We start from the raw sequence: 12259 nt of genomic DNA, 5'->3' as shown, positions 1-12259 counted from the left end.
CTTTCTATTTAGTTGTTTACAGGTTATTTATACCATCTGATGAATACGCTATCAATATATTGAAGCATTTTAGGGAAGTCAGTTTATAACCAGAGAAAAAGTGTCAATGTTTGGGAAATTTACCACGTTTTTTCAATAAAAAAATCACCAAACACTCTAATCGAATTTAGACTATCAGTGATTTTGCTTGATTATTCTATTTCTGTTTCATCTTATGTTTCTTCATTTCTGGAAAACTGCCTGTGCTTTTAAAGATCCGCTGCTCATCTTCATTTGCAAAGCGTCCCAAGACAGAATGTGTAGGAATAATATTCATAAAAGCATTTTCATCTACTTCATAAACAATTTGTTCTAGATCATATAACTCGTAACGTGTGATGACCATCATGATCATTCGCCCTTCAACACCAGAATAGCCACCCATAGATGGCAACAAAGTCATTCCTCGAATCATCTGTTTTGAAATCGCTTGTGTCACAACTTCTGGTTGAACAGTCACGATCATCGCTGTGATTTTTTGATGACTAGTATGGATCGTATCAACTACTTGGGTCATACAATAAATCGAAATAATCGTGTACAACGCACTTTCCCAGTCAAATACAAAACCTGCAATCGCAACAATGATTCCATTCAGCATAAACATATAATTGCCTACTGTCTTACCCGTCGTTTTGGATAGAACAAGTGAAATCACATCCATCCCGCCAGTTGTAAAGCCCATTTTAAGCGACAGCCCTGCCCCGATACCAATCAAGACGCCACCAGCGATCGCATTCATCAGTGGGTTTGTGGTGATCACTTCGATGGGAATCAAGATAGTCGTTAAGGAAACCCATGCTACATTTAAAAAACTGTAAATCGTTGATTCTTTGCCTAATTTCATAAATCCTAAAATAAAAATTGGAATATTTAATAACAAAATAAAAAGACCAGTATCGATCGTAATCCCTAGATGCGTATGCAATAGTGTTGCGATAATTTGTGCAACCCCATTCATTCCAGCAGAAAAGACTTTTGCCGGAATTAAAAAAAAGTTCAAACTGATTGCTACTAAAATCCCGGTAACAAAAATCACAGCAAACTTTTTCAATGTCTCACTTCGTTTATAGGTGATAACCCATTTACTCATTCAGAACCTCCCCATCTTCTGAAAAGCTAAAATACTCTTTCCAGCTCCTATACTTTACTTACTAACATAAAATCCCTCGAATTAGGATAACAGTTCACTCAAAAAAAGAAAAGAAAAAAAGCAGAAAATGAGGATTATTTTATTCTTTTTCATTGCTATTATGATCAATTTTTGTTTCTTACGCTGTTTTTACATCAAACGATGATTTAGACTTGTTTCTTACCTATTTAATGGTACTATAAAAGTAAGAAATAGTGAGAGGAGATTTGCATATGGCAGCAAAAGAAGCAAGCTTTGATGTAACATCTGAAATGAACATGGAAGAAGTCAAAAACTCGATTCAGATCGCACTAAAAGAAATCAAAAACCGGTTTGACTTTAAAGGTTCGATTGCAGATATCAAGTTAGAAAATAATAAATTAGTAGTGGTTGCAGAGGACGACTATAAAATCGAGCAAGTAAAAGATGTCTTATTCAGCAAATTAGTCAAACGAGCCGTTCCGATCAAAAACATTCACTTCTCGACAAGTGAAAAAGCTCTTGGTGGTTCTGCACGTCAATATGGTGATTTAATCAGCGGAATCGATAAAGATAACGCAAAAAAAATCAATGTGGCAATCAAAAATTCTGGTATCAAAGTGAAATCACAAATCCAAGAAGATCAAATCAGAGTCACTGGAAAAAGCCGTGATGATTTACAAAAAGTGATTACTTTACTTAGAAATCTAGATTTACCAGTAGAACTACAATTTACCAATTTCCGTTAATTAAAAGAGTATAACGAGCTGAAGCGATTCTCTTCCCTGCTCGTTATACTCTTTTGATTTATTTTATTCGCTTAAAAAATCAAATAATTCGTGCAGATCTTTCCCACTGTTTAAGCCAACAATCAAACGAATCCGAGCTTTAGGTCCATTTAATCCTCTAGAAAAAACAATCCCCATTTTCTTTAAGTTAACACCGCCGCCTTCATAATCATAAATATCCTCAGCGATTCCGTTAGAACAGCGTGAAACTAAAACAATCGGAATTTTTCTTGCTAGCAATCTTTCGAGTGCTGGTAACGTTTCTGGCGGAAGATTGCCAGCTCCTAACGCTTCGATCACAATGCCATCTGTTTGGTCATTGTCTACCAAGTCAAATAAACTACCATTCATACCAGCGTATGCTTTGATCACATAGACTTCACCTGATACTTTTTGAATATCACACACTTCTTGTCGACATACTTCACTTGCAAAAAACGTTCGTTCTTTGGCAATCATACCGATTGGACCAAAAGTCGGCGTCCGAAATGTCGCAACATTGGTCGTATGGGTTTTCGTTACATAACGAGCCGTATGGATTTCATCATTCATCACAACGAGCACGCCTTTACCGTATGACTCATCAGAACACGCTGTCCAAACAGCACTAATAAAGTTATACAACCCATCTGTTCCAATTTCATTGCTTGAACGCATCGCACCTGTCAAAACAACTGGGATTTTATTTTCCAACGTAATATCTAAAAAGTAGGCAGTCTCTTCCAAGGTATCTGTTCCATGGGTGATGACCACACCATCAATATTTTCTGTATATGCTTTTTGAATTCGTTGCTTTAACTCTAACATTCGTTCTAATGTCATGTGAGGAGAAGGAATGTTGAAGATCGGTTCAACGACTAAGTTTACTTTTCCAGCTAATAATTCTTCTTGGTCAAGCAATGGATTCATGCTGTTTGTCGTCACATTTCCATCTGCTTCTTTTGACATCGAAATCGTGCCACCTGTATGTATTACTAGGATTGTTTTCATTTTTTGTCTCCCTATCATGCTTTTATTTCACTCATTCTTTCCTATTTACGCTCAAAAAAGAGCCGACAATCAACACTTCGGCTTTTTTTAATCATGCTATTTGCAGTTCAATTCTTGTTCTAGTATACCAGTAAGAGCTATTTTTTCCTACCATCATCTGTTCAATTTGATTGCCAAAATTGTTGTAACAGCTGCTTTGTTCGTTCCGTTGAAAAGGAGGTCTGCACCTGATTCCAATGTGGCGGGAAAAAACGCTGAACAGCTGCGGTTGAAAAGCGTTGATCTAAAAGCAAAACAATTCCTTGGTCAGCGGTATCTCTAATCACTCGACCTGCAGCTTGTAAGACTTTATTCATCCCAGGAATTTGGTAAGAAAATTGAAATCCCTGATTTTTTTCCTGATCATAATAGCCCTTGATCAATTCTTGCTCATGATTGATCTGTGGCAGGCCGACTCCAACAATCGCAGTTCCGATTAAGCGGCTACCTTTTAGATCAATTCCTTCGGAAAAAATACCTCCTAAGACACAAAAACCAACTAACGTTTCTTTAGGATCTATAACAAACTCAGCTAGAAAGGCTTCTCGTTCGCCTTCATTCATCATACTTGCTTGAATCTTTGTCTTAATATGAGGATTTTTTTGGCGAAACAGTTCATAAATGATATCCATGTATGAATAGGATGGAAAAAATACAAAATAATTGCCCGCTTTTTGTTGGATCATATTAGTCAAACTTATAACGATCTTTTCATAGCTATTTTCACGTTCTTTATATGTTGTTTGAATATAGTTTTCGATTACTAGTAGTTGATTTTCTTTCGGAAAAGGACTAGGAATCCGATAACGTAAGCTATCCTCTCTTCCACCTAGTATTTCTTGGTAATAATCCAATGGTGTTAAACTGGCCGAAAACAAAATGCTAGCTTTGCCTTTATCAAGTTTTTGCTGCAAAAGATAACTTGGGTCGATACAAAATTGTTTAACTGTAATATCATAATTCTGACAATTGACATAGGTACAATAATGATTATCGTATCCTTCACTGATTCTAGTATAATTCAGTACATCAAAATAAACAGACAAGATTTGCTCTACATTCGTATGCTCTTGATTTTCTGGAAGCCACTCTTTGATTTTTTCCGCTAAAGAATACGCGACTTTAACTAGAGAATCAATTGGCGCATTTTGATGGATAAACTCTTTGCCTTCTTCCTCACAGACCTGTTTTATTTTGTCAAATTCTTTTTCTACTTTGTTAAGTACTCGGATTAGCTTGTTTTGTTTTTTATCAAGAGTTTCTTTCAAGGCGGAAATCTTACTTTTTGATAAAACTGCTGAATACATTTCCCGCGAGCGATTGACTAGATTATGAGCCTCATCCACTAGAAAAATATTCTCTTTCACTTCTGATTGCTCTTCAAAGAAACGCCTTAAATAGACAACAGGATCAAATAAATAATTATAATCGCAAATAACTAAATCACACCACAAACTGACATCTAACGACAGTTCAAAGGGACATAACGTGTGTTTACGTGCATAGACTTCGATCACATCCCGCGTAAACTGACTCTCATGATTCAACAAATCCCATAGGCCTTCATTCAAACGATCATAATAACCGTTGGCAAATGGACAAGCCTCTGGTGTACAATTTCTTTCTGTCAAAAAACAAATTTTATCTTTTGCGGTTACTGTCACACTCTTTAACTGGAGCTCTTTTTGTTTCATCGCTTCTACTGCATCTTCAGCTACTTGACGAGTGATGGTTTTAGCGGTCAAATAAAAAACTCTTTCCGCTTGTTCTTCTCCAATTGCCTTCAGCGTCGGAAACAAAGTCGAAATTGTCTTTCCTGTTCCAGTTGGTGCCTCAACAAAGAGTCGCTGATCACTTAAAATCGTTTTATAAACGGCAACAGCTAGCTCTCTTTGACCTGCTCGATACTCTCCATAAGGAAAAGTCAACTGTTGAAGTGAGCGATTTCGTAGTTTACGCCAATTGGCTCTAAAAATCAGCCATTGTTCATATTTTTGCGTTAAGTCGTCAAAAAAATCTTTTAATTCTGCTTTGGTAAAATCTTTTTCTTGCCTCGTGATTTCTTTCGTCGTCGTTTGATAATACGTCAACTGTAAAGTGATTGCTGCTAAGTTCTCTTGTTGGCAGTATATATGCCCATAACACATCACTTGATACCAATACATCTCGATCTGTTCTTCCAGTAATTCAGAAAATGCTGGCTCTGACGTTTTGATTTCATCGATAACGGTTCTATTCTCAGCATCCATAAAAATACCATCGGCCCGGCCTTCAATTATGTACGTTTGTTGGTTTAATTCTATGTCGATCGCCAGTTTGACTTCTTTTTGATAATTCTCACTAGCAGCTTTCTGAAGCTTACGATGGATCTTAGCTCCTTCTAATGCTGTATGTTCACTTGTGTGTCTAGCATCAATACTACCTCTGCGTAAAATAAATTCCACTAATCTGCGGACTGCGATTCTTTGCGTATTCTGCATATTCAACCCCACCTATCACTCCTTATTATAGAACATACATTCGCAAATTAAAAGTGGAATGAGCTATTTTCCCATTCCACTTTTATGTTATAAGACTATACAATTGAAACAGATATAGGTTAAGACGAATAATCACTATTTATTTTGACATACTCATAGCTTAAATCACAGCCAATCACTTCAAACTGCTCAGTTCCTTGATGTAAATCAACTGTTAAATAAATATCTTCGTTTTGTTCAATATACGCTAATATTTGACTAATATTTTGTTTTTCCTCATTATTATTTGAAAAAATCGGATATTGTCCATAATAGACTGCGACTTTATTCTGGTCAAAAATCAATCCTTCCGTTTTTCCAAGAGCCATCGCAATTCTACCCCAGTTTGGATCATTTCCGAATAGTGCTGTCTTAACTAGTGGTGAATTAATGATCGACTTTCCAGCGTTTTTTGCTTGCTCCTGACTTACAGCATTTTTCACAGTGACGAACATCGTCTTTGTAGCACCTTCAGCATCCTTGACAACCGCTAGGGCCAAACCCTTACAGAGTTGATTTAGACCGGTTTGAAATGCTATTTGGTCCACTTCATAGTGATTGCTAGCCAATAGAGCAACTGTATCACTAGTGCTAGTATCTGAGTCGATGCTGATTGTATTAAAGGATTGATCCACAGCCGTTTTCAGCATAGGATAAATTGCTTCTTTCGCTATTTTGGCATCGGTCAAAACATAGGCTAACATCGTCGCCATATTTGGTTCGATCATCCCTGAGCCTTTGACGATCCCCAAAAGTGTTGCATCGCCAACTTTTAGACTACGAACTTTCATCTGTTGATCAGTTGTCAAAATTGCCTGAGCAAAATCTTCATAGTTCTCTTTCATCTCGATTGACTCTGTTTTCAAAAAATTTTCAATTAAATCGATTGGTAACTGTGGTCCAATCAAACCTGTCGAAGAAGGCAGAATATTTTCCTTCTCAACCTGTAATTTATTGGCTAAGCACTCCATGATTCTATATTCATTTTCTCTGCCCACTTTGCCAGTGGCAACATTAGCAATACCGCTAGTTACTACAACGGCTTGTAGTTCAGCATTGCTTATATGTTCTTTTCCGATCGGGATACACTCACCGCAAAATGTATTTTTGGTAAAAACTGCTGCAGCATGACAGACCTTATCTGCAACAATCAAACCAAAATCTTTTCGTTTTTTCTTGATACCAACATGCGTTCCGTAAAATTTAAAGCCTTTCGGTACCTTTATCTCATTTCCCATAACTAACACCTTCCCGTACATACTCAATCAATACTAATTTAAGCGAAATATTTCTCTAATTTCATAAAAGTATAAATCAAAGCGATCAGATAGTCAATGGATTTTATATCATAAAACAAAGTTTTTCGGTATTTTTATGCATAAAAAAATTTTATTAAGCAACTAATATTGCATTTATATACTGTTAAGACAAAAAAAGCATCCAGATTTTCTGGATGCTTAAACAGTATTAAAAATTAGTTATTTTTACCAAAAATACGTAAGAAAGCCAAGAATAAATTAATGAAATCAAGATATAATTGTAAAGCCATAAAAACAGCAATACCGGTTCCTGGTTGTCCACCCGTTTGAGTATATAATGTACGGATTTTTTGGTTGTCATAAGCTGTAATACCAGCAAAGATAATCACCATCAAAATTGAAATCAAGTAATCAACTGGTTCACTTTTCAGGATAAATGCATTTAGGAAGATCGCGATGATCAAGCCAATTAAAGCACTATAGGCCGCGTGCCCCATTGCTGATAGATCTCTTTTAGTAAAGATTCCAATCAACGACATGCCGCCAAATGTAGCAGCCGCACTAACAAACGCCGTTACAACAGTTCCCTCTGTATACATTGCTAAAGTAACCGCTAATGTAATACCATTTAAAACGGAATACAAGATAAAACCACTAATTGCCAGTGTCGGATTTTTCATTGCTTTAAAGCCTAAAAAGACAACTAAAACAAGTTCCGCAATCCAAATCCCATAAAATGCAAAGGGATACTGATATAAAAACATAACGATTTTAAAGAAAAATACGTTTAATACTAAATAAGATACGATTGCGCTGATCCCGATTCCTATCGCTAAAAATGCATAAATTTTTGAATAAAACTTATTTAAACCAACATTTTCTACTACTCCATTATTCATTCATATCTCCTTCTTTCTGCTCTAAATCTGCTAACGTTACTTGAGGGGGTTGCACCATTACGACCGCATCAAGTACACGATTTTCTTCTTCATTAACAGCTTCAATCGAAATCGTTACAACATCTTTCATCTTATCTACCTTGATCACTTCAAACTGAAACGTCAATGTTTCATAATGAAAAACTGGCTCTACAAAGTTCACTGAAAAATTGACCACATGAGAACCTGGTCCAGGTAAATGCTTTGAAATAGCACTAGTAATGATTCCCATCAACATGATCGATGGTACGATTGGTTTGCCATATTCTGTTTTTTGGGCATAATCATGTTGGATATATAAGGGATTGGCATCGTTTGTTAAGCCCAAATAAAGAAGTAAATCTTTATCTTCGATCGATTCGGTTAAAGACAGCGAATCGCCTTCCTCAATATCTTCGATGGTTTTGCCTAATTTTCTCGGTTTTCCGATATTCAAATTAGTACACCTCCACTAATGATAAGATAATTGTACCAAAATGACGATAAAAGGCAAGTTAAAAAGAAGGAGCTTCAACAAATCATCACAATGAGTTGTTGAAATTCCTTCTTCACATTTTATTGATTTTATTTTTATAACACATTTCTAGTTGTATTACTTAGTAACGTTTCATATGCTTGTTCAAATTTTTGAACATCCCCAGCACCCATGAAGACCATTACAGCATTTTCATGGTCTAATAATGGCGACACGTTTTCTTCTTTAATAACTTGTCCACCTTTTTGGATTTTATTGCCTAGATCTTCAATTTTGACATCGCCTTGTTGTTCTCTAGCTGAACCAAAAATATCACAAAGATAAACCGCGTCGGCTAAATCTAAGGCTTTAGCAAACTCATCCATCAACGCAATTGTCCGTGTAAATGTATGAGGTTGAAAAACGGCAATGATTTCTTTTTCAGGATATTTTTGACGAGCACCATCGATAGTTGCTGTGATTTCTGTTGGGTGATGCGCATAGTCATCCACAATGATCATATCAGAAACTTTTTTCTCAGTGAAACGGCGTTTAACCCCTTCAAACGTCAACATTTCTTCTGCAACTTTTTTCATATCTAATTTTTCAAAGTATGCTACAGCAATCACACCTAAAGCATTCATAATATTATGTTGACCAAAAGCAGGCAATACAAAGTGTCCAACTAAGTCTTCATTATGATACACATCAAAAGAAGAGCCTTCTGTTGTGCGTTGGATATTTTTTGCTTGGATATCATCATCTGCTGCTAAGCCATAATAATAAACGGGTACATTTGTTTTCAATTGGCGTAAATATTTGTCCTCGCCATAAGCAAATATCCCTTTTTTGACTTGTTCAGCCATCGTTTGAAACGCAGAGAAAACATCTTCAATGCTCTTAAAATAGTCTGGATGATCAAAATCAATATTTGTCATGATCGCATAATCTGGCGAATAAGCTAGAAAATGACGGCGGTATTCACAAGCTTCAAAAGCAAAAAATTCAGCGTTAGGGTCGCCATGTCCAGTTCCGTCACCAATCAAATAGCTCGTTGGTGCAAGCCCTGTTAAGATATGAGAAAGTAAACCAGTTGTACTTGTTTTTCCGTGGGAACCAGTTACAGCAATACTTGTATACGGTTGAATAAAGCGACTAATAAAATCATGATAACGAATGATTTCAGCCCCTAATTCTTTGGCACGAACTAATTCTTCGTGCGAGTCTGGGAAAGCATTTCCCGCAATGACGATCATATCTTTGGTTATATTATCTGCATTAAAAGGCAAAATAGTGATGCCCGCTTTTTCTAAGTCACGTTGCGTAAAGAAGTACTCTTCTACATCTGAGCCTTGCACTTGGTAGCCTTTTTCAAATAACACAAGGGCCAATGAACTCATGCCTGATCCTTTGATCCCAACAAAATGATGTAATTTATGTTCTTGATTGCTCATTTTAATCCTCTTCTCTTAAACTCTATATAAAACGTAGCTTTTTTAAATTTTTTTTAAGCGTATGCTATCCATTATCGTACATAATTGTGAAATAATCAACTAAAAAACGACTAAACAGATGCTTTTCCCTTGAAAAATAACAGTCATTTTTCGTTTTGGACTTGCATGAAAATAGCTAACTCAGCCGTTTTAAAAGCTGTGATTCACAGTAAAAAGCTGAGACAAAACCAGATTTCGTTTTGTCTCAGAGTTTGTTTTAATTAAAGTACTTACTGTTTTCAAGCTCCATACTTGAATCTTCAATTATACCACTTAAGGATTTGTCTAAAATCCCTTTCTTTTTTTCCTGCTCTGCTTCGGCTACTTTTTGACCATAAGCTGTCTGACTTTTCGCATTCTCTTTTGCAGTTTTCAGCTCTTTTCTAGAGCGTGGCAATGCGTGACTAAGGTCTTCTTCTTTACCAAATCGTTCCATATCAGGCTTGATTTGTTGATATTGGCGTCTTGTCACAGGAATTTCTGGTGTGCCTTTAGGAATGTTGAATTTTTGAACCGTTGGGTCTTCATTTCCTATCGCTTGAAATGCTGCTGGTTCATCATCGAAAAGCAAATAAGAATTTTTATCTTTTTTCATCGCTTCCGCTAATTCTTGCTCTGTCAAAACAGGCGCTTTTTCTTCTGGAATTACAGAAGCTGGAATATACTTGGGTACAAAATAAGAACGAGTATCATAAGTGAAATCTTTTGAAAAGGCCGCCTTATTTTTATTCGGTGTTTGCTGAGAACCAAAACCAAAAGAGCTTCTTTTTGGCATATTGCCAAATAAATTTGTTTTTTGTTTTGGTGATGTTGGCTTGTTATGCGTCATCATATAATTCGGCAAGTTGGATTTATGGCGTGCTAATTCTGCGACTTGTTCTTGGCTATGTGAAACATGCTGATTATTCGTTTGTGTTGGTTGTTTCTGTAATACTGGTTGAACTGTGATTGGATCAATCACTGGTGCACTTTGTTGTACTTTTGCTGATTGTTTAGCGAGCATTGGTTCTTCTTGAAACAATGTTCGTTTATTTTCAGAAACTAGTTTTACACCTAATTCATCATCATAGGCTGGAAAACGAAAATGTTTTCTTTTAACTTGTGTTGGGTTTTCCATTCGAGTCATTCCTTTAATCTACTTTCTGTCAATTCTACCATAAAAAAACAGAATTCTAAACAATTTGCCTTATTTTTTCCTGTTTTCTTGGGGTTATTTTTTTCAACATGGTATTTTTCATAAAATTAGTCGCTGGAGTAAAGCAGAATGCTTCTTCCAACGACTAACTGAATGACTATTTTTATGGATAAATACGGTTTAACAAACGTGGGAATGGGCTTGCTTCACGAACATGTTCGATTCCAGCTAACCAAGTTACTGTGCGTTCTAAGCCTAAACCAAACCCAGAATGAGGCACTGAACCATAACGGCGTAAATCTAAATACCATGAGTATTCTTTTTCATCTAGATTATGGTTGCGGATTTGTTCTAATAAGTAATCATGATCGATCGCTCGTTCAGAACCTCCGATGATTTCACCGTATCCTTCTGGTGCGATCATGTCCGCACAAATCACAACATCATCACGAGTAGGATGTGGTTTCATGTAGAAGGCCTTGATTGCTTTTGGATAATTTAAGATAAACACTGGACGATCAAATGAGTTTGCGATAAACGTTTCATGCGGTGAACCAAAATCATCGCCCCACTCAATATCATCAAAGCCATTTTTCTTCAATAATTCAACTGCTTCATCATATGAAATACGTGGGAATGGCAATTGTGTATATTTTTTCAAGACTTCTCTATCACGTTCTAAAACATCCAAAGCATGATCACAATTGTCTAATACACTTTGAACAAGGAACGCTACGTATTGTTCTTGCACTTCTAAACTCTCTTCTTGATGCATGAAAGCCATCTCTGGTTCAATCATCCAAAACTCAATCAAGTGACGACGAGTCTTTGATTTTTCCGCTCTAAAAGTCGGTCCAAAGGAGAAGACTTTACCAAAAGCTAAAGCTGCCGCTTCCATGTACAATTGTCCACTTTGAGACAGGTACGCTTTTTGATCAAAATAATTTGTTTCAAACAAGTCGGTCGTACCCTCTGCTGTACTAGCTGTTAAAATCGGCGGATCGATTTTAACAAAGTTATTGTTATTGAAAAATTCGTAGGTTGCACGAATGATCTCGTTACGGATTTGCATGATCGCATGCTGACGTGAAGAGCGTAACCATAAATGACGGTGATCCATCAAAAAGTCGGTTCCGTGTTCTTTAGGCGTGATTGGGTAATCATGACTTTCGCCGATCACTTCGATCCCTGTTACACCGATTTCATAACCAAATTTTGAACGGCTGTCTTCTCTAATTTCTCCAGTGATCCAGACAGATGTTTCTTGTGTCAAGCCTTTCGCTAATTGGAAAACTTCTTCTGGAACCTCACTTTTCACAACAATTCCTTGAAAATAAGCTGTTCCATCACGTAATTGTAGAAAAGCAATTTTTCCGCTTGAACGTTTGTTAGCGATCCAAGCCCCTATTTTTACTGTTTCTCCCACATGATTTTTTGAATCGATAATTTGAATTTGTTCCACGATCGTCTCTCCATTCATTTAGTCTTTTACCT

Annotated in this window: 10 protein-coding genes; 1 reads left to right on the top strand and 9 read right to left on the bottom strand. The window is 36.4% G+C overall.

Annotated features, from left to right (window positions below):
- Window positions 1-196: 196 nt before the first annotated feature.
- Complete coding sequence (locus A5819_RS15895; protein WP_086281653.1) at window positions 197-1132, bottom strand: YitT family protein; 936 nt, start codon at window positions 1130-1132, stop codon at window positions 197-199.
- A gap of 272 nt (window positions 1133-1404) precedes the next feature.
- On the opposite strand from A5819_RS15895, the gene A5819_RS15890 reads away from it, so the two are divergent.
- Window positions 1405-1899 (top strand): YajQ family cyclic di-GMP-binding protein, encoded by a 495-nt coding sequence (locus A5819_RS15890; protein ID WP_025871011.1) that lies wholly within the window; start codon window positions 1405-1407, stop codon window positions 1897-1899.
- A gap of 63 nt (window positions 1900-1962) precedes the next feature.
- On the opposite strand, the gene A5819_RS15885 is transcribed toward A5819_RS15890, so the two are convergent.
- From A5819_RS15885 to asnS, 8 genes are all read right to left on the bottom strand, one after another.
- The gene (locus A5819_RS15885; RefSeq protein WP_086281654.1) at window positions 1963-2928 is read right to left on the bottom strand and encodes an asparaginase; all 966 of its coding nucleotides are present in this window, start codon (window positions 2926-2928) and stop codon (window positions 1963-1965) included.
- 161 nt (window positions 2929-3089) lie between these two features.
- A complete protein-coding gene (locus tag A5819_RS15880; protein ID WP_086281655.1) occupies window positions 3090-5447 on the bottom strand; it encodes an ATP-dependent DNA helicase in 2358 nt (785 codons plus the stop codon).
- A 119-nt stretch (window positions 5448-5566) separates the two neighbouring features.
- Entirely contained in the window at window positions 5567-6724 is a 1158-nt protein-coding gene (argJ, locus tag A5819_RS15875) for a bifunctional glutamate N-acetyltransferase/amino-acid acetyltransferase ArgJ (RefSeq protein ID WP_254907326.1), read from the bottom strand.
- A gap of 236 nt (window positions 6725-6960) precedes the next feature.
- A complete protein-coding gene (locus A5819_RS15870; protein ID WP_086281657.1) occupies window positions 6961-7644 on the bottom strand; it encodes a Bax inhibitor-1/YccA family protein in 684 nt (227 codons plus the stop codon).
- Window positions 7637-8119: a MaoC/PaaZ C-terminal domain-containing protein gene (locus A5819_RS15865; protein ID WP_086281658.1), complete on the bottom strand. Its 483-nt coding sequence runs from the start codon at window positions 8117-8119 to the stop codon at window positions 7637-7639. Before A5819_RS15865 ends, A5819_RS15870 begins: the two co-directional genes overlap by 8 nt.
- 134 nt (window positions 8120-8253) lie before the next feature.
- Window positions 8254-9591, bottom strand: a complete 1338-nt coding sequence (gene murC / locus A5819_RS15860; protein ID WP_086281659.1) for a UDP-N-acetylmuramate--L-alanine ligase — start codon at window positions 9589-9591, stop codon at window positions 8254-8256.
- A gap of 256 nt (window positions 9592-9847) precedes the next feature.
- Entirely contained in the window at window positions 9848-10747 is a 900-nt protein-coding gene (locus tag A5819_RS15855) for a hypothetical protein (protein WP_086281660.1), read from the bottom strand.
- 181 nt (window positions 10748-10928) lie between these two features.
- Window positions 10929-12227: an asparagine--tRNA ligase gene (gene asnS, locus A5819_RS15850; RefSeq protein WP_086281661.1), complete on the bottom strand. Its 1299-nt coding sequence runs from the start codon at window positions 12225-12227 to the stop codon at window positions 10929-10931.
- Window positions 12228-12259 lie beyond the last annotated feature (32 nt).

Origin of the sequence: Enterococcus sp. 7E2_DIV0204, assembly GCF_002140855.1 — a bacterium.
In the GTDB taxonomy this organism is placed as follows: Bacteria; Bacillota; Bacilli; order Lactobacillales; family Enterococcaceae; genus Enterococcus_L; species Enterococcus_L lemimoniae.
Note: the sequence above shows the minus strand (reverse complement) of the source record. Positions and strands in the feature narration are given on the sequence as shown.